The sequence below is a fragment of the Fructilactobacillus sp. X3R2C1 genome, assembly GCF_059901235.1.
Genome location: NZ_JBWXVA010000002.1, coordinates 233,766 through 252,440, shown reverse-complemented (window position 1 = coordinate 252,440; position 18,675 = coordinate 233,766). Strand labels below are relative to the sequence as shown.

General features: G+C 37.1%; 17 protein-coding genes. 15 read left to right on the top strand and 2 right to left on the bottom strand.

Annotated elements, in window-relative coordinates:
- Positions 1 to 179 precede the first annotated feature (179 nt).
- From AC6UDB_RS03285 to rplS, 15 genes are all read left to right on the top strand, one after another.
- Entirely contained in the window at positions 180 to 542 is a 363-nt protein-coding gene (locus tag AC6UDB_RS03285) for an Asp23/Gls24 family envelope stress response protein (protein ID WP_010021513.1), read from the top strand.
- A 30-nt stretch (positions 543 to 572) separates the two neighbouring features.
- Positions 573 to 2,273, top strand: coding sequence for a DAK2 domain-containing protein (locus tag AC6UDB_RS03280; RefSeq protein WP_500693712.1), 1,701 nt, complete (start codon positions 573 to 575; stop codon positions 2,271 to 2,273).
- Positions 2,274 to 2,349: 76 nt separating this feature from the next.
- The gene (gene recG, locus AC6UDB_RS03275; protein ID WP_500709148.1) at positions 2,350 to 4,380 is read left to right on the top strand and encodes an ATP-dependent DNA helicase RecG; all 2,031 of its coding nucleotides are present in this window, start codon (positions 2,350 to 2,352) and stop codon (positions 4,378 to 4,380) included.
- Between the two features lie 15 nt (positions 4,381 to 4,395).
- Positions 4,396 to 5,427, top strand: a complete 1,032-nt coding sequence (gene plsX, locus AC6UDB_RS03270) for a phosphate acyltransferase PlsX (protein ID WP_500709147.1) — start codon at positions 4,396 to 4,398, stop codon at positions 5,425 to 5,427.
- A gap of 12 nt (positions 5,428 to 5,439) precedes the next feature.
- Positions 5,440 to 5,712, top strand: coding sequence for an acyl carrier protein (locus AC6UDB_RS03265; RefSeq protein WP_500693715.1), 273 nt, complete (start codon positions 5,440 to 5,442; stop codon positions 5,710 to 5,712).
- An 80-nt stretch (positions 5,713 to 5,792) separates the two neighbouring features.
- Positions 5,793 to 6,524 (top strand): ribonuclease III, encoded by a 732-nt coding sequence (gene rnc / locus AC6UDB_RS03260; RefSeq protein ID WP_500693716.1) that lies wholly within the window; start codon positions 5,793 to 5,795, stop codon positions 6,522 to 6,524.
- 13 nt (positions 6,525 to 6,537) lie between these two features.
- On the top strand, positions 6,538 to 10,071 hold the full coding sequence (smc, locus tag AC6UDB_RS03255) for a chromosome segregation protein SMC (protein WP_500709145.1): 3,534 nt from the start codon (positions 6,538 to 6,540) through the stop codon (positions 10,069 to 10,071).
- Between the two features lie 2 nt (positions 10,072 to 10,073).
- A complete protein-coding gene (gene ftsY, locus AC6UDB_RS03250; protein ID WP_500709144.1) occupies positions 10,074 to 11,384 on the top strand; it encodes a signal recognition particle-docking protein FtsY in 1,311 nt (436 codons plus the stop codon).
- Between the two features lie 12 nt (positions 11,385 to 11,396).
- Positions 11,397 to 11,738: a putative DNA-binding protein gene (locus AC6UDB_RS03245; protein WP_500699492.1), complete on the top strand. Its 342-nt coding sequence runs from the start codon at positions 11,397 to 11,399 to the stop codon at positions 11,736 to 11,738.
- A 10-nt stretch (positions 11,739 to 11,748) separates the two neighbouring features.
- Entirely contained in the window at positions 11,749 to 13,194 is a 1,446-nt protein-coding gene (ffh, locus tag AC6UDB_RS03240; protein ID WP_500701058.1) for a signal recognition particle protein, read from the top strand.
- 89 nt (positions 13,195 to 13,283) lie between these two features.
- On the top strand, positions 13,284 to 13,562 hold the full coding sequence (rpsP, locus tag AC6UDB_RS03235) for a 30S ribosomal protein S16 (RefSeq protein ID WP_500693721.1): 279 nt from the start codon (positions 13,284 to 13,286) through the stop codon (positions 13,560 to 13,562).
- 10 nt (positions 13,563 to 13,572) lie between these two features.
- Positions 13,573 to 13,821 (top strand): KH domain-containing protein, encoded by a 249-nt coding sequence (locus AC6UDB_RS03230; protein WP_500696715.1) that lies wholly within the window; start codon positions 13,573 to 13,575, stop codon positions 13,819 to 13,821.
- 55 nt (positions 13,822 to 13,876) lie between these two features.
- Positions 13,877 to 14,392, top strand: a complete 516-nt coding sequence (rimM, locus tag AC6UDB_RS03225; protein WP_500693723.1) for a ribosome maturation factor RimM — start codon at positions 13,877 to 13,879, stop codon at positions 14,390 to 14,392.
- A gap of 2 nt (positions 14,393 to 14,394) precedes the next feature.
- The gene (gene trmD / locus AC6UDB_RS03220; RefSeq protein WP_500693724.1) at positions 14,395 to 15,147 is read left to right on the top strand and encodes a tRNA (guanosine(37)-N1)-methyltransferase TrmD; all 753 of its coding nucleotides are present in this window, start codon (positions 14,395 to 14,397) and stop codon (positions 15,145 to 15,147) included.
- A 109-nt stretch (positions 15,148 to 15,256) separates the two neighbouring features.
- Positions 15,257 to 15,616, top strand: a complete 360-nt coding sequence (gene rplS / locus AC6UDB_RS03215) for a 50S ribosomal protein L19 (protein WP_500695672.1) — start codon at positions 15,257 to 15,259, stop codon at positions 15,614 to 15,616.
- A gap of 40 nt (positions 15,617 to 15,656) precedes the next feature.
- Here rplS and yjeM read toward each other — a convergent pair whose 3' ends face one another.
- Both yjeM and AC6UDB_RS03205 read right to left on the bottom strand, forming a co-directional pair.
- On the bottom strand, positions 15,657 to 17,180 hold the full coding sequence (gene yjeM / locus AC6UDB_RS03210; protein ID WP_500695671.1) for a glutamate/gamma-aminobutyrate family transporter YjeM: 1,524 nt from the start codon (positions 17,178 to 17,180) through the stop codon (positions 15,657 to 15,659).
- 58 nt (positions 17,181 to 17,238) lie between these two features.
- Complete coding sequence (locus tag AC6UDB_RS03205; RefSeq protein ID WP_500709143.1) at positions 17,239 to 18,669, bottom strand: C69 family dipeptidase; 1,431 nt, start codon at positions 18,667 to 18,669, stop codon at positions 17,239 to 17,241.
- Positions 18,670 to 18,675 lie beyond the last annotated feature (6 nt).

Sequence of the window (18,675 nt, the reverse complement as noted above, 5' to 3'; positions counted from 1 at the left end):
CTTTGGAATTCTTTTATATTCAATAGTTCACCTAAATAACTTACCATAATACCGTCATAAATGCAAAGTTTCTTTCAAGTAAATGTCCTTGACACCATGATTCATATTTTTGTTTTATAATGGGGTGTGGTAACATTAGATATCGTTATGAGCTCGAAAGGACAAGGGGGATGCAAACGATGGCTGTAAAGTTAAACACTCAATATGGATCAATTGATATTGATAATGATGTAATTGCTACAGTAGTCGGCGGTGCCGCAACTGATAATTATGGAGTTGTTGGCATGGCTAGCAAAAACCAATTTAAAGATAATATGAATGAAATTCTTCGAAAGGATAGTTACTCAAAAGGAGTAGTTGTCAGAGAAGTTAACAAGAAAGTTCAAGTTGACGTCAACGTCATTGTGAGTTATGGAACCAAGATCTCTGAAGTTTCTCGTAATGTTCAGTCAAAAGTTAAATATAATTTGGAATCGATGTTAGGGATTAATGCGGATTCAGTAAACGTAATTGTTCAGGGTGTTAAGGTTATTAACGACTAGTGGTTTGAGTATAAGGAGGATTTGATAATAGTGTCATTAACTAAGATTACTACTAAAGAGTTCGACCAAATGGTTCAAGCCGCCGCGGTCGTTCTTAATAATAATACGGATTTTATTAATTCGTTAAATGTTTTCCCAGTTCCAGATGGAGACACTGGAACGAACATGAGTTTGTCATTATCAAGTGGGGAAAGTTACGTCGATAAATCAAATGATGATACGATTGGCGGTAAAGCTTCTGCACTTGCTAAGGGGCTATTAATGGGAGCTCGAGGTAACTCTGGTGTCATTATGTCTCAGATTTTCCGTGGTTTTGCAAAAAACGTTGAAGGTAAAAAGGATCTTGATGCTCAAGAATTTGCAGATGCTATTATCGCTGGAGCTAAGACTGCTTATAGTTCGGTCATGAAGCCCACTGAAGGGACCATCTTGACGGTAGTTAGACTAGCTGCTAAAGCTGGTGAAAATACTGCTTCAGATACTGATGATGTTATAAAGGTAATGGACTCAATTCTTGATGCTTCTGAGAAAGCTCTTAAAAAAACTCCAGATCTTCTCCCAGTATTAAAGCAAGTGGGAGTGGTGGATTCTGGTGGACAGGGATTGGTATTTGTTTTTCAAGCTTTTGATGATGTTTTAAATGGTCGAAAGATTGAAGATAAAGGCGAACATCAACCTAATTCTGAAGAAATGAACGAAATGATTGATGTTGAGCATCATAAGAGTGCTCAAGGTAAATTAAACCCAGCAGACATTGTTTATGGGTATTGTACCCAAATTATGGTGCGAATTGGGAAGGGAAAGCAGGTTACCCAGAAATTCGACTACGATACTTTTTATAACTATCTGGCGAAATTAGGGGACTCGCTTTTGGTTATTAATGATGATGAAGTGGTTCGCGTTCACGTTCACACGGAGCATCCTGGCAAGGTCTTATCGTGGGGACAACAATTTGGTGACTTAGCAACCGTTAAAGTTGATAACATGCGACTGCAACAAGAATCAATCATGGAAAGCGATGAAAAAGCTCAAAAGACCGATGATTTAAAGGAAGAAAAAGAGCATAAAAAGCCGCGTGACTTAGCAATTATTGCGGTGGTTGCGGGAGCAGGTTTAGAGAAGCTCTTTAAGAGCTTAGGAGTAACTAACATCATTAGTGGCGGACAAACGATGAACCCTAGTACGCAAGATATTGTTGACGCTGTCAATAACAGTAATGCTAAAAAAGCGATCGTTCTCCCTAACAATAAGAATATTTTCCTATCGGCAGAGCAAGCCCAGGGAATCACAGACATTCCGATGGAAGTTGTCCACACCAAGACAATCCCACAAGGATTAACCGCGATGTTCTCATTTGATCCTGATAATACTTTTAAAGAAAACCAGACCCAGATGGACGACTCTTTAGATACCGTTAAAAGTGGCCAAGTGACGACTGCTGTTCGTGATACAAAGATTAATGGAATGGACATTAAAAAGGGTAGTTACATGGGAATTATTGATGGAGACATTCAGGTCCTTGGTTCTTCTTTAGATGATGCAGCTATTAAGATGCTGAAAAAAATGTTAGATGATGATAGCGAAAACGTTACGATTATTTTTGGAAAAGACGCTGATCAGGATGATGCTGATAAAGTTTCGAATGCTGCCTTATCAGTGGACGATGAATTAGAAGTTGAGACTCATGAGGGGGATCAACCAGTTTATCCGTTGATTATTTCCGTTGAATAGGTAATATTATATAGATAGATATTTAATAAGACTGCTAGTCCTTGTGGATTAACAGTCTTTTTAGGAGGTGAATTTGATGAGTGGGTTAGATGACCATGTGGAAACGCTTAGAGGAGTCGGTCCCAAAAAAGTTGAAGCTCTAAATGATTTGGGGATTGTGACCATTTATGATTTACTGACATACTTTCCATTTCGTTATGAAGATTTTCGAACTAAAGATCTTTCTGAAATTTCTGATCAGCAGGTGGTCACTCTGAAGGGTAAGGTTGCTATCAATCCAACGGTTAATTTTTTTGGAAGACGTAGAAGTCGTTTAACTATTAAGTTACTAGTTGGTAATGATGTGATTCCGGTGTCCTTTTTTAATCAGCCGTGGCTAAAGAAACAGGTTGAAGCCGGGGATGAAATTTTGATTTACGGAAAGTTTGATGCAAATAAAAAATCGATGGCCGGAATTAAAATTTTGAAAGCTGGTGATGGCGAAAAATTTGGTTCAATTTATCCCGCTAACCATAAGATTACCCAGAATACCATTCGCCAATTGGTAACCGAAGCCTATGATCAGTACCAAGGTCAAATTGAAGACTTCATCCCCAATTGGGTTTTAAAAAAGTATAAATTAGAAAATTTAAAAAATGTCATTTCTAACATGCACTTTCCAAAAAATCAAAGAGAAGCAGCACTCGCACGTAGAACCGCAAAGTTTGATGAATTTTTCTTGTTTCAAATGCGAATGCAAACTTTAAAACATCAGAAAAATCAGGCCCCTAATTCTGCGATAACCATTAATCGTGCTAAATTACAGACGTTTGTGAGTTCTCTTCCGTACGAATTGACCCTGGCACAAAAAAAGGTTATTTCAGAAATTTTATCTGATCTAAAGCGTCCATATCAGATGAATCGGCTTTTACAGGGAGATGTTGGGAGCGGAAAAACGGTTGTAGCGGCTATCGCAATTTATGCTGCGGTTCTTTCTGGGAAACAAGCCGTAATAATGGCTCCCACTGAAATTTTAGCCGAACAACATGCTGACGGACTTGCTGAGCTTTTTAAGGATACTAGTGTTAACATTGGACTACTGACTGGTGATACTTCTAGAGCGGCTCGAAATGAACTTTTACCCCGTATTGAAAGTGGCGAGATTAACTTGGTGGTGGGTACTCATGCATTGTTTCAAAAAGAGGTTAAATACCATAATTTAGGATTAGCTGTCATTGATGAGCAGCATCGGTTTGGAGTTAACCAAAGAAAGGCCATGCGAGAAAAGGGTAAATCAACGAACGTGTTATCGATGACCGCTACGCCTATTCCACGAACTCTATCGATCACAGCGTATGGTGAAATGGATGTCTCGGTAATTGATGAGTTGCCAGGTGGTAGAAAACCAATTAAAACGGCTTGGATTAAGAATCAACAGATTGATGCAATGCTTAATTTTGTCAAAAAGCGCTTAAATCATGGAGAACAAGTTTACGTGGTAGTCCCCCTTATCGGTGAATCTGAAGCAGTGGATATGAGAAACGTGACTGATACATACCAAAACTTTCAGCAAGAACTTGGTGATAAATACACGGTTGGCTTACTCCATGGTCAAATGAGTGATGAAGACAAAAATAAAGTAATGGATGCTTTTAAGACTAATAAGGTACAAGTTCTAGTTTCTACTACAGTAATTGAAGTCGGAGTTGACGTTTCCAACGCAAGTACCATTGTGATTTATGATGCTGACCATTTTGGGTTGGCTCAACTACATCAACTTCGGGGTCGTGTGGGGCGAGGGGACCAGCAAGCTTATTGTATTTTAATTGCTGATCCTAAAAATGAAACTGGTAGAAAACGAATGGATGTGATGTGTTCATCAACTGATGGTTTCTTTATTTCACAAAAAGATTTAGAATTAAGAGGTCCTGGGGACATTCTCGGTAAAAATCAGTCTGGAATGCCAACCTTTAAAGTTGGAGATCCAGTTGCTGACATTAATATTTTGAGCACAGCGCAGACCATTGCAAAAGAAATTGTTGATGATGTTAACTGGGAACAGGAACCGCAAAATCGAAAGTTAGTAAAAAGACTTAAATCTTTAAATCAAGATGTTAAGTTTGATTAAGGAGCTTTGCCTATAATGATAAAAATTGCTGTTGATGCAATGGGTGGCGATAATGCACCTGATGAAATTGTCAGAGGGATTGAGCTTGCTCGTGATGAAATGGATCACGTGGAGTTTCAACTCTTTGGTGATTCTGATAAAATCAATTCGTTGTTAAATAACAAAGAAAATATCAAAGTGATTCAATCAGATGAAGTTATTAAAATGGAAGATGAACCCGTTAAAGCAGTAAAAGAAAAAAAGGGATCAAGTCTGGTCATGGCTGCTCGAGCTGTTAAAGATGGGACAGCTGATGCATTTTATTCCTGTGGAAATACTGGTGCCATTCTAGTTGCTGGTTTATTGATAATCGGTAGAATCAAAGGAATTGATCGTCCGGGACTGGTTACTACTTTACCAGTAATTGATAACAATACTGGTTTCACGTTAATTGATTGTGGAGCAAATGCTGATGCTAAGGTTGTTAACGTTTATCAGTATGCACTACTAGGTAAGTATTATGCTGAAAGAGTCTTAAAGATTAAAAATCCACGGGTTGGGTTGATTAATAATGGCACCGAGTCTGACAAAGGAAATAAGATCCATCAAAAAATGTATCATGCTTTAAGAAAAAATGATGACATTAATTTTATTGGTAATATCGAATCACGAGGGTTGCTGGATGGAGTTACCGATGTAGCGGTAACCGATGGCTTTACCGGTAATGCGGTTTTAAAGAGTATTGAAGGAACTGCATTGTCAATGATTAATATGTTAAAAGACGGCATTATAAATGGTGGAGTGAAGTCCAAAGTGGGTGCTTTATTACTCAAGGATACTTTAAGAAAGATTGCCCACAAGATGGATTACACTAAGTACGGGGGTGCCGTCCTACTTGGATTGAAGGCCCCAGTGGTGAAGAGCCACGGTAGCAGTAAGGCTAAGACAATTAGAAATACGATACTTCAAATTCAGCAAATTATTAATTCTAATTTTGTTGATTCAGTGAAAGAATATTTTTCTAATCATACTGATGAAATGGATAGTATTAAAAATGGTGAACAGTAGGAGGGATCACTGATGGATAGAGAAACAGTATTTAAAAAAGTAGCAGAAATCACCTCAAGTCGTTTTAAGGTTCCGGTTGATAAGGTAACGAATGACTTAAACTTTACTAATGATTTAGGCGCTGATTTTATTGATATGGCGGGATTTATCGTTGAATTAGAGGATGAATTTGGCGATGTTTTCACCAGTGAAAATACTGAGAATATCAGTGATGTCGGCGATCTAGTGAATGTAATTATGCGAGATATTGATCCAAAAACGAAAAAACACATTGCAAAGAAATAGATGATTCGTTGTTATGACGGGTCATTTTTTATTATGCAATTATCGTAATTTAGGCATTAATGATATAATTAAAAGAAAAAATGTTACCTTTGGAGGAAATAGAATTGCAAAAGCAGTTTGATGACTTGTTAAAAGACAAGTTTAATATTAAGTTTAACGATGAAGCACTTTTAGATGAAGCAATGACCCAAGCATCATACGTGAACGAGCATCCCGGTCAAGGATTAAAATTTTATGAACGTCTGGAGTTTTTAGGGGATGCTGTCTATCAATTAGTGGTTTCAGACTACATCTTTAGACGTTTTCCTGAATTACCACAAGGTCGACTGACTAGATTAAGAGCTGCTATGGTTAATGAGCATAGTTTTAGTCGTTTTGCCCGTGAATGTCATTTTGACAAGTATATTCGACTCGGCAAAGGTGAAGAAAAGGCGAATGCCAGACAACGTGACTCACTTTTATGTGATATTTTTGAATCATTTATTGGAGCGGTGTATCTCGATCAAGGAATAGAAACGGTGAGGAATTTTTGTCAGATTGTGATTTTCCCTAAGCTTGATGAGGGTTGGTTTGACGAATTCTTTGATCATAAAACTGAATTACAGGAAGTTGTTCAAGAAAATGGCCCAGTTGATTTAGACTATGAACTAGTTAGTGAAGATGGTCCTGATAATGACCGTAAATTTAAAGTTGCGGTAAAAATTAACGGCAAAGAAATGGGAGTCGGGTTAGGACATTCCAAGAAAGATGCAGAACAGAAAGCGGCAAAGAAAGCACTCAATGAACTGGGAGTAAGCACAAGTATTAAGTAAATGAGGCATTAAGGTGAAGTTAAAATCAATTGAGATTGCAGGATTTAAATCTTTTGCAGATAAAACCACAATTGACTTTCAGGATGGGCTTACTGGAATTGTTGGTCCAAATGGTAGCGGAAAAAGTAATGTCATCGAGGCAATTCGTTGGGTTTTAGGTGAGCAGTCGGCCAAAACTTTACGTGGTAAAAAAATGTTAGACGTCATTTTCTCTGGGTCCAAGGGGCGCAGAGCTCTTAGTCGTGCAGAAGTTAGCATTTATTTTGATAATTCTGATCATTTTTTGGATTCTGATTATACCGAAATTAAAATCACACGTAAAGTTTATCGAAATGGTGATAGTTCTTATTCAATCAATGATAAAGATTGTCGTTTGAAGGATATTAGTAATCTTTTTATGGATACTGGATTAGGTGAAGGTTCCCTTTCCATTATTTCTCAGGGGAATGTTGATGAAATTCTCAATGATGATGCTGAAAAAAGGCGATCAATTATTGAGACAGCTGCTGGAGTTTATCGATATAAAAAACAAAAGGTGGAAACTGAACAAAAGTTAGCTGATACTCAAGGAAATTTGGATCGAATCTCAGATATTATTAACGAGTTGGACAAACAAATTGGGCCTCTAAAGGATCAAAGTGATGCTGCTTCGCTCTATTTAAATAAGAAAAAGTATCTTGATCAATTGAAGTATTCTAAATTAGTGATTAAGATTAAAAATCATGAAAACGTGAAAATGAATCTGGAAAAGGAGCTCAAAAAGCAAAATACTACTTTTACTAATTTAAAAATACAAGTTAAGGAAGTTAAAGAACGCAAACAAGGGTTAACGAGCAAGATTAAAAGTTTAACCCAGAAGCGTGAACAGCTTCAAAATCAACTTTTAAGCGACACTAAATCACTCGAATCAGCTCATAGTGATCAGCAGTTGTCTGAGCAACGACGTGAATTTAATCAACAAAAGATTAACGACTTAGAAAGTAAAGTAAGTGATTTAAAAGAGCAACTGGGAAACGTTAAAAACAATATTACTGATAATCAAAGCCAAATTAGTAAAAAGCAGGCTCTCATTTCCAACTATTCTCATAAGATGAAGCAGCTTGAAACGGCTCCTATTCAACAAAATTTATTGGAAAAGCAAACAGAACTTGAAAATATAAGAAATGATTACATAGATTTGATGCAGTCATTAGCCAGTGCCAAGAATAATTTAAAATTAATGCAAAAATTATCCAAGCGTAGTGATAGTGAGGTAAAAGAAAAATATCAGCGGATTAATGCGATTGAAGATCAAAGCAACCTTTTAAAGCAAGAAATCACTTCAGAAGAGATCGAATTATCGAAACTTCAAAACAACCAGAAACAAATGGTGAATGAATTAAAGCAAGTTGATAAGAAGTTGTCAGATTCAAGGGACAAAGAAAAAGAATTAAAGGCAAGCTGGTATGCTGCATTGCGTGTTTTTCAGGAGACTAAAACGGAACGAGATAGTATTAAGTCAATCTTGGGAAATCATAATTCGCTTTATCGCGGGACGCGAAACTTATTAAAACGCAAAGCAAATTTAACTGGTATTAAGGGAACAGTAAGTGATTTTATTGAAGTTCCTGATCGTTATGTTCTAGCCATTGAAACAGCACTGGGAAGTCAGATTCAGCAGGTTATCACCGGGAATGTTAAAGATGCTAGAGATGCAATTCACTATTTAAGCGAGAAGAAACTGGGAAGAGTTACGTTCTTGCCTATGAATGCTGTTAATGAACGTTATTTATCCTCTAATGTGTTAAATGCAGTAAAGTCGATTTCTGGCTTTGTTGGAATTGCTTCGGACCTGGTCAAAATGCCATCGAATATGACACGGATTAAGAATCACCTGCTGGGTGGTACGATGATTGCGGTTGATTTAAAAAGTGCTACAAAGATCAGTAAGACAATTGGTCATAAGGCTAAAGTGGTAACTTTAGATGGGGATGTCGTTAATGCTGGAGGTGCAATCACCGGTGGATCGAATCGCAACCAGTCCTCTGGCTTACTAAGTCAAAAAGAAAAATTGGTCCACTTAAATCAGCAAGTTGAAGAAATGAGCCAGAAGATGAATGCTGGTGAGGAGACTATCAAAAAATTCCAAGATCAGCACACAATAAAGCAGAATAAGCACGATGAACTTCGTCAAAAATTAAATGAATTAAAAGGAGAGATTCAAGCTAAACAAAAAAGCATTAGTATGAATCAAAGTAGTTTAAAGGAGTCTCAAAGAAATGCTGATGCAATTCGATTACAATTAAAAAACACAACTAGTGATGATGGTGTAAATGAGATTGATCTTTCTCATAAGATTAATGATTTAAAAATGCAAATTAAGCAAAATCAGTCTAAGAATACCTCAATCAAAAGTCAGATTGAAAAGATTACTCGGAATGTTAACGAAAATAATATCAAATCATCTGAAATCAAAGAAAAGTTGATTCGCTTAAAGGAACAAAATAGCCAACTCAAGTCCAGTAGGGAAAGTCTTTTAAAACAAAGGTTGAATTTTGAAACTCAATTAAAAAGCTTAGCCAATAGTATAAACGGACTTAAGCAATCAATTAATCAAGAAGTGGTGGCAGTAAAAACTAATATTCCCGAACTAGAACAACAAATCCAAAGTACTAAGCGGGATGTTAACGATCTTAATTCAAAAATTGATAAATTTAACCAAGATGATCAAAAATATGATCAGCAAGTTTCCGATCTTCAGGATCGTTTAATTTCTCAAACAGGAATAGTTCAAAAGCTAGAATCAAATTTAAAAACAGCTATAGATAACCTTGATTCTGAGCGTTATCAACGCGATAACATGATTAAAGGAACTAGCTCAATGAAGAAGGTGGAACTTGAATTACCCGAAATCGATTCATTGATTAAATCACTCCAATCTGAAATTGACGAGTTGGGTCCGATTAATGTTAATTCGATTGATGCCTATGCAGAAGTAAAGGATCGTTACGAATTTATGAATCATCAACTTGATGATTTAATTGAATCTAAGAGTCAACTGATTGGGATAATGAATGAAATGGATCAAACGGTAAAAGTTAAATTTAGCGAAACTTATGATAAAATTGCAACTGCGTTTAGTCATATTTTTCGCAATATTTTTGGTGGTGGGGAAGCCAAACTAAAAATGGATGACCCGCATCATTTACTTACAACCGGGATCGATATCTTGGTAAAACCACCCGGAAAGAAATACCGTAATCTCAATTTACTTTCTGGTGGTGAGAAAGCTCTAACGGCTTTGGCACTGCTTTTTTCAGTTCTTGAGGTAAAACCAGTTCCGTTTGTAATATTGGATGAAGCTGAATCTGCTCTTGACCCTGCCAATGTGGATCGTTTTGCGCGGTATATGCAGAGTTTAAAGAATAATACACAATTTATTGTAATCACCCACAGAAAGGAAACGATGATCTATGCGGATCATCTTTATGGAGTTACAATGCAAGATTCGGGTGTATCTAAGGTTGTTTCGGTCAACTTAGATGAATCTAAAAAACTAGGAGAATAATTATGGGTTTATTTGATATTTTTAAAGGTAAGAAGAAAGAATCTGACGACAAAGAGAGCAAAACCAAGCAGTCTAAAAGAGAAGATGAGAAAGCAAAGGTTACTGGTGACGACACCTCTGATCAAGGTGACCACTTTCAACAAACTGAAGAAAATGAAGTTAGTCAGAAAAATGATGGATCAAGCGAGAGTGAGAACGATGGAGCTGATGTTTCTGAAGAACCGGAAGAACAAACGCAAACATCAAAAGATGGTGTTCGAAGCACTGACGATAACAAGTCAGATGAAAAAGGCCAGTCTGTGGTTGATACAGATCATTCTTCTAATAAAAATGAAGATGTAAAAGAGTCTACTGATGATGTAACTAAGCAGCCTGAATCAACTGAAAAAGCATACGAACATGGTCTGGCAAAATCACGGTCTTCGTTTGGACAAAAATTAAATGCGCTATTTGCTAATTTTCGCTCAGTTGATGATGATTTCTTTGATGATTTAGAAGATACGCTGGTTGAATCCGATGTTGGATTTGAAACTGCAATCCAACTAACTGATGAACTAAAAGAAGAGGTTAAATTAAAAAATGCCAAGAAACCAAAAGAAGTTCAAAATCTAATCGTCCAAAAGATGATCGATTTGTATGATGCACCAAGTGATAAAGATAGTTCAATCAAATTATCTCAAACTGGCCCAACTGTGATTTTATTTGTTGGTGTCAATGGAGTTGGAAAAACGACGACTATTGGTAAGATGGCCAATAATTTTAAAAAGCAAAATAAAAAGGTGCTTTTAGCGGCTGCTGATACATTTAGAGCGGGCGCCATTGAACAATTAGATGAATGGGCTAAACGTGATGGTGTTGATATTGTTAAAAAGTCCGCTGGTAGTGATCCAGCTTCGGTTGTTTTTGAAGCAGTAGATAAAGCCAAAAAAGAAAATTATGATGTTTTATTTGTTGATACAGCCGGAAGATTGCAAAATAAAGTTAATTTAATGAATGAACTTGCTAAAATTGATAAGGTCATTAAGCGTGAAATTCCAGACGCACCTCAAGAAGTATTGCTAGTGATTGATGCAACTACTGGTCAAAATGCTTTGAATCAAGCCAAGATGTTCAATGAAATCACTAACATTACGGGAATTGTTTTAACAAAGCTTGATGGAACTGCCAAGGGTGGAATTGTAATTGCAATCAAAAATAAGCTTAATATTCCGGTAAAGTTCGTTGGACTGGGAGAAGCGGTTAATGATTTGCGTAAATTTGATTCTAAGAGCTTTATTGACGGTTTATTTAAGGGATTAATTCAAGACAATTAGTGGTGACTTTAGATGGACATTAAAAAGAATAATCGGATTAATGCTTTGTATGATTTTTATGGTGAATTACTCACTAAGAAACAGGCAGAGTACATTCAAGAATACTATGCAGATGATTTTTCGTTAGGTGAGATTTCAGAAAATTTCAATATTAGTCGCCAAGCGGTTTATGATAACATTAAAAGAACTGAGCAAATTCTTGAAGACTATGAAAGTAAAATGCACCTATATCAATTGTTTGTATTACGCAATCGGCAAACCGATGAGATTAGAGATTACATTAAAAAGCACTATCCAAATGATGAACACTTAAATGCGTTGGTGAATCACTTAGAAATTACGGAAGAAAATTAGGGGTGAAAAGATGGCTTTCGAAGGTTTAACCGATCGATTACAAAAAGCTTTTAAAAACTTAAGAGGAAAAGGCAAGGTCAGCGAATCTGATTTGCGTGAAACAATGCGGGAAATTAGATTGGCATTACTAGAAGCGGACGTTAACTTTAAGGTGGTTCGTCAGTTTGTAAAGAAGGTTCAAGAAAAAGCTAAGGGCGCTGATGTTCTTGAAGGATTAAATCCGGCCCAACAAATTGTTAAGATCGTTAACGATGAACTGACTAACATGATGGGTGAATCTGCCACTCCGCTAGTTAAATCAGACAAGATTCCTACAGTCATTATGATGGTAGGACTTCAAGGAGCAGGTAAAACTACTTCAGCAGGTAAATTAGCTAAAAGGCTTAAATCTGAAGATAATGCGCGTCCATTAATGATCGCTGCCGATGTTTATCGTCCCGCAGCAATTGAACAGTTAGAAAAGGTGGGCGAACAAGTTGATGTTCCAGTATTTCAAGAGGGAACGGATGTTGACCCAGTACAAATTGTTCAAGATGGTTTAAAGGAAGCTAGCAAGAATAATAACGATTATGTGTTAATTGATACGGCCGGTCGGCTTCAAATTGACGAAAACTTGATGGATGAATTAAAGAATATTAAAAAGGTGGCCAATCCAAATGATATTCTTTTAGTTGTTGATGCTATGACAGGTCAAAATGCAGTTGATACGGCGGTCGGATTTAACGATGCTTTAGATATTACCGGGGTTATTCTAACAAAGTTAGACGGAGATACTCGTGGTGGAGCTGCTTTGTCAATCAGGGCTGTGACTGACAAACCAATTATGTTTGTTGGTCAAGGTGAAAAATTAGATGATTTGGACGTATTTCACCCAGATCGAATGGCTTCTCGAATTTTGGGAATGGGCGACATGCTCTCGTTCATCGAAAAGACTCAGAAAGAGTATGATGAAAATCAAGCTAAGGAATTAACCGAAAAAATCAAGGAAAATTCTTTTGATTTTGATGATTTTGTTGATCAATTAGAACAAATTCAAAAGATGGGTCCAATTCAAGATTTGGTTAAAATGATTCCAGGAATGGCTAATAATCCGGCATTGAAGAATTTAAACGTTAATCCCAAAGATTTAGACCACATTAAAGCGATTATCTATTCAATGACTGATGAGGAACGTTCCAACCCCGATGTTTTAAATCCCTCTAGAAGGCGTCGAATTGCTCGGGGATCGGCTCAACCGATTCAACAAGTCAACCGACTCATTAAACAATTTGATCAAATGAAGAAAATGATGAACAAAGTGTCTAATGGAAATATGTCAGGGTTGTCAAATATGATGGATTCTGCTGGGATGGGCGGCGGAATGACTGGTAAATTGTCGAACCTCGCCATGAAGCGGATGAGTCGCAAGATCAAAAAGAATAAAAAGAAGCGACGAAAAAATAAAAAAAGACATTAATTTCAGACTGTAAAGAAAAAAACCTTTACATCACTAATATTTATTGGTAATATTAGTAATTGTTAAGAAAACTATTAGGAGGTGTGTTTATGTCATTAAAAATTAGATTAAGAAGAATGGGTTCAAAGAAGCGTCCATTTTACCGTATCGTGGTTGCTGACTCACGTAGTCCTCGTGACGGTCGTTTTATCGAAAATGTTGGTACTTACAATCCATTAACTGAACCTGATCAAGTAACTTTAAAAGAAGAATCAATCATGGACTGGTTGGAAAAAGGTGCTAAACCTTCTGATACTGTTCGTAATATTTTGTCAGATGCAGGTATTATGAAACAATTACATGATGCCAAATTAGCAGCTAAGAAATAAGTGATTGATTATGGTTAATTTTGATAATTTAATTAAAACAATCGTTAAGCCATTAGTTAAATATCCTGATGATATTAGTATTAATCATCAGGATACTGATCAATTTAGCGAATATATATTGTCTACCAATCCTAATGACGTTGGACGTATTATTGGAAAAAAGGGTCGAGTTGCTCAGACGATTCGAACCATAATTTATAGTGTTCACGTTAATGATGGAAAGCGAATTAAACTCGTTATTGATGATGGCAAAGATTAGCTCTTAGATAAAACTCGTTTTTATTTAAGAGTTTTTTTATAGAAATAGGTGAACTATGGATTACTTAGAAATTGGGAAATTAGTAAATACTCAGGGAATTAAAGGTGAAGTACGAATAAAACCTACTACTGATTTTATTGATCAACGCTTTAAAGTTGGTAATCTTGTTTATGTATTCCCCAAAGACGGAAAAATGGAAGAATTGAAGATTGACGGGGTTAGAAGCCATAAGGGATTTATTCTGTTGCATTTTTCTGGTCGCAATTCCATAAATGATGTTGAATACCTTAAACCTGCCATCCTAAAAATTACGTCGGAGCAAAGAAAAAATACTGACTTACAACCAGGCGAATATTTCTATCAACAAATTATCGGCATGGATGTTATCGATAAAGATGATAATAAAATTGGTGTAATAAGTGATATTATGGATATGCCTGCCAATGATGTCTGGGTAGTGGAGCGTAAAAATAAAGATGATTTGTTACTTCCAAAGATTGATTCGGTCGTAAAAAAAGTGGATATTCCTAATCATAAAGTAGTCGTTGAGTTAATGGAGGGAATGCAGTAACGATGAAGATCGATATATTGAGCCTTTTCCCTAATATTTTAAAGGGCCCTTTGAGTGAATCCATTATCGGTAAGGCCATTGAAAAAGAAATCATAAATATTGATATTACTAATTTTCGTGATTTTTCGACTAATAAACATCATAACGTGGATGATACCCCCTTTGGTGGGGGAGCTGGAATGTTACTTAAGCCTCAACCAATGCTTGATGCTTTTGCGCATTCTCAAGAAGTTTCAGAAAAACAGGGTTATTCATCTGGTAGAGTCATTTTAACTGATCCGGCAGGGAAAAAATTTGATGAAAACGATGCTGCAAATCTTGCCAAAGAGGACCATTTGACCTTTTTATGTGGTCACTATGAGGGCTTTGACGAACGAATTAAATCCGTAGTAACTGACGAGTATTCAATTGGTGATTTTGTCCTTACGGGTGGTGAATTGCCTGCGCTAGTAATGATTGATGCGACCGTTCGACTCATTAAGGGTGTCCTTGGTAATCAAGAGTCAGCCCCAGGAGATTCTTTTTCAAGTGGATTGCTTGAATATCCTCAATACACGCGACCAGCAGACTTTAGGGGATTAGAAGTTCCACCGATTTTAACTAGTGGTGATCATCAAAAAATTGATGATTGGCGACAGAAGGAATCTTTAAGAAAGACATATTTAAGACGACCAGATCTGATTAATTACAATAAACTGTCAAAAAGGCAAAAGGAATTATTGGCGGACGTTAAAATTGAGGAAGAAGATCGGTAAGTATTGAGTTTTTTGGTTTGTATGTTATAATTTTAAGTGGTCTTTTATGGCTAAATAAAACGGTATTCCGCTGTCGAGAAGATAAGAATGCTAGTTAGGAGAAATGATTATGCGTCAAAATAAATTGATTGATAAGATCAATAGTGATCAACTTCGTTCAGATATTCCTGAATTTCGTGTCGGTGATACCGTTACGGTTTCCGTAAAGGTTGTTGAAGGTAGTAACGAACGTATTCAGAAGTTTACTGGTGTTGTAATTAAACGTCACGGTTCAGGCATTCAAGCTACTTACACAGTAAGAAGAATTGCCAGTGGGGTTGGGGTTGAGAGAATCTTCCCATTACATTCACCACGAATTGCTAAGATTGATGTTGTTAGACGTGGTTCAGTTCGTCGTGCTAAGTTGTATTACTTACGTGATCGTTCTGGTAAGGCTGCTCGTATTAAAGAAGCAAGTCGTAAGCATTAATTTTATGTAAAAAAAAGAGTTCGCATTGCGAACTCTTTTTTTATTGGTCATCAACTTCTTTAGCAGTTTTAGTACCTCTTCGACTGTTGTATTCATACATTAACCAACCAACCAATGCAAAAGCTAGTGGTCCCACAATGGTCCAGAAGGCGGTGGTGTAATCATGAGTCAAGATTGGTTGAATAGCAGTAAAACCAATTCCTAACACTAGTACAACCAAGATAATGGTTACCATGATGTTAGTGACAATTCGGTTCTTGTAAAAGACAAAGGGACGAGGAACATTCTTTAGTTTCTTGAAGAATGGAAAAGCTCCAACTAAGAATAAGTAGGGGAAAGTGGTCGAAATATTAGCCATATCAGTTAAAATTAAGTAAAATTGTTGAGCATTATTGCCACTGAAAGAAATGACAAAGATAACGGCAACAACGACGAATGCTTGAATCCACATTGCAAACCCTGGCATACCATGTTTATTTAATTTAACCACTTTTTTAGGCCATAAATCTGGATTGGATCCCTCAATAAATGATTTGATTGGGGAATATATCAGAACAAAGAAAGAACCTAAGTATGGAATAAACATCCCTAAACCGGCTACTCGGGCCATGAAGCGACCAAATTCCATTGCTGATCCAGCTGAAAAGCCAAGGGTTTTAGCGAAAACATAACCAAGGTTATTCATTAAAACGTAAGTGATGTTACCCAGGTTGACCGAACCCTTTCCGACAACTTCATGCCAGTTAGCTGTAATACCAACCAAAAAAATGGATCCAGAATAGATGACTGCCATGATGATTGCCGCAATGATGACCCCACGGGGAAAAGTCTTCGTAGGATTTTTGACCTTATCAACGACTCCACCAATTGACTCCATTCCTCCATACGCAAAAATCGCATAAACAACAAATGACATGATGGCGATTGGAGTGACGAATAATGGATTAGGGGATTGAATGAAACTTTTAGCGCCATTGACTGGTTCAGCAAGTTGGCCCTTATTTAAGACCCAGACAATTACTGATAAGATAGCAAAGATCAGTGGTAGAGCAATTGATAATACTCCCCCGATGTTAGCAATCTTAGCAATTGAATCAAAACCATGAGTCGCACACAAAGTAATAATTAAAATCCAGGCAATCCCGAGGATTCCAATTGTTTGCATTGGGGTAAAAATTCCGAACAAATGCCATGTTTGGGTTTTATCCGTTCCAAAAATAATGTTAGAAAATGGAATCCAAACCTTAGAAGAAGTCGAGATCATCCAAATGATCCATGATGATAACCAGATAAAGGTTCCGATGAAGGCTAAGCGTTCACCAATTGACTCTTTAAGCCAGGAATAAATTCCACCTTTAGCACTACTGAAAGTGGAACCATATTCGGCAAACATTAATGAAACCGGCAAGAAAAATACTAGTGCTCCAAATATGTACCAGATAATACTGGCGTAGCCCATTTGATCATAGGCGACGGTCGTATTACCAAAGCCAAATATCGCAGTGAGTATCATTAAAACTAAAGACATTAAGCCTAATTTACTTTGCTTTTTCCCTTTAGACATAAAGTCACTCTCCTTGATTAAATTTAATGGAAATACTAATAAAGTATACTCTCTTTTTTTATAGATTTAAATCTTGGTGATAGTTGAGAGGAGAGAAGTCCGTTGAGTTTGTAATCAAGTATTGACCAAGGTTCTTAAAGCTACGCAAAGCGAGTTTACCTGCCTTAGAACTGGCTTCATTAGCAAGCTGAGTTAGTTCCGTTGAATCCAAGCCGTGGGACTCTTGTTCTACCTGCTGTAAAATTTGTTCGTATTGTTCGATTAAACTTTGTTGCACGTTTTTAAGTTTGTCACCAAATTCAAGGTAGTGGGGGTCAACTAAGATCCCAACTAGCTTGAAGATCCAGTAAGCCGATTTAGGATCAAAATCCATCTTGACGTGGTACTTATATGCTTTGGGAGTATCAGAAATTCCCTCAAGAAATGGGACGTAAGTACTCTGAGCCGCTACACCCATAGCAAGCCAGTGAATTCCACCAATTTCAATTGGTAGATTAGGTTTGATTTGGAGCACGTGTGATTCTTGGGTTTTGGCTAAACTAATGGGACGAAATCGAGTTCGATCAGCTTCTTCGCCTGCACCAATTGGATCGAACTGAGTTCCCTGATAGTGTGAACTGAGCAACTTTTGGGCATCGAGCGCCGATATTAATTCTTCACTTTTCCTTGTAAAGGGGATGTTTTGGGAAGTAGGATCCTGCTTGATTTCTGGGTTAAACATTTTTTGTCCGTACCAAACTCGAGGGGTGTTGTAGTAGGTGTCTGATAAGTCATGGGTTCCAAAAATGTGTCTAAAGTTAAAACCAGAACGATCCGGATTTAAATTGTTTTTTGATACAAAGTCCCTAATCCCTGGTGACCACATGAAGTGATCATTATCTTTAAAGTTAACTTCTTCAATGGCCATTTGATTAGCAACGACGGCGTACTCATCGTCTGGGATTCTTTCAGCGATCCATTGGTGTCCGGAACCAATCTCTAAGTACCAAACTTCTTTTTTATCAGACATAAGGACTCCGTTGTTTTCACTGGCTCCATATTTTTCAACAATGTTACCAAGACGTTTGACGGCTTCCTTTGCGGAATGGACATAAGGCAAGACTACGGTTACCATGGCTTCTTCGCCGATTCCATCTTTTACAAGGGGATCATAACCTAGAACACGTGCGTTAGCGTACGTACTTTCAGTTGCACTCATAGCAACCCCATATTCGTTAATACCATCCTCTTCAAATAAACCATCTTGGTCGGTCCATTCGGGAGTAGCAGTGTATTTTCCCCGTGTTTTTGGTAGCGGCATTTTGAAGCCGTTATCAGTTGATTTGAATTCCTGATCATCCTGATACTCCTTATGTTCATGGACAACAAATCGTTTTGGCCATGATGCTTTAGCATCTTCATTGCGACCAATTAAAGTGCTGCCATCAACCGTGGCATCTTTTCCAACTAAAATGCTGGTACATGCGGAATATTCATTAAAACTTGTCATTTAGAT

What these genes read in the sequence shown, in the direction of transcription:
- AC6UDB_RS03265 (WP_500693715.1), top strand. Translation starts at nt 5,440, where the DNA reads ATGGATAGAGAAACAGTATTTAAAAAAGTAGCAGAAATCACCTCAAGT.
- rnc (WP_500693716.1), top strand. Translation starts at nt 5,793, where the DNA reads ATGTTACCTTTGGAGGAAATAGAATTGCAAAAGCAGTTTGATGACTTG.
- AC6UDB_RS03230 (WP_500696715.1), top strand. Translation starts at nt 13,573, where the DNA reads ATGGTTAATTTTGATAATTTAATTAAAACAATCGTTAAGCCATTAGTT.
- yjeM (WP_500695671.1), bottom strand. Translation starts at nt 17,180, where the DNA reads ATGTCTAAAGGGAAAAAGCAAAGTAAATTAGGCTTAATGTCTTTAGTT.
- AC6UDB_RS03245 (WP_500699492.1), top strand. Translation starts at nt 11,397, where the DNA reads ATGGACATTAAAAAGAATAATCGGATTAATGCTTTGTATGATTTTTAT.
- plsX (WP_500709147.1), top strand. Translation starts at nt 4,396, where the DNA reads ATGATAAAAATTGCTGTTGATGCAATGGGTGGCGATAATGCACCTGAT.
- recG (WP_500709148.1), top strand. Translation starts at nt 2,350, where the DNA reads ATGAGTGGGTTAGATGACCATGTGGAAACGCTTAGAGGAGTCGGTCCC.
- rplS (WP_500695672.1), top strand. Translation starts at nt 15,257, where the DNA reads ATGCGTCAAAATAAATTGATTGATAAGATCAATAGTGATCAACTTCGT.
- trmD (WP_500693724.1), top strand. Translation starts at nt 14,395, where the DNA reads ATGAAGATCGATATATTGAGCCTTTTCCCTAATATTTTAAAGGGCCCT.
- ftsY (WP_500709144.1), top strand. Translation starts at nt 10,074, where the DNA reads ATGGGTTTATTTGATATTTTTAAAGGTAAGAAGAAAGAATCTGACGAC.
- AC6UDB_RS03205 (WP_500709143.1), bottom strand. Translation starts at nt 18,669, where the DNA reads ATGACAAGTTTTAATGAATATTCCGCATGTACCAGCATTTTAGTTGGA.
- rpsP (WP_500693721.1), top strand. Translation starts at nt 13,284, where the DNA reads ATGTCATTAAAAATTAGATTAAGAAGAATGGGTTCAAAGAAGCGTCCA.
- AC6UDB_RS03285 (WP_010021513.1), top strand. Translation starts at nt 180, where the DNA reads ATGGCTGTAAAGTTAAACACTCAATATGGATCAATTGATATTGATAAT.
- rimM (WP_500693723.1), top strand. Translation starts at nt 13,877, where the DNA reads ATGGATTACTTAGAAATTGGGAAATTAGTAAATACTCAGGGAATTAAA.
- ffh (WP_500701058.1), top strand. Translation starts at nt 11,749, where the DNA reads ATGGCTTTCGAAGGTTTAACCGATCGATTACAAAAAGCTTTTAAAAAC.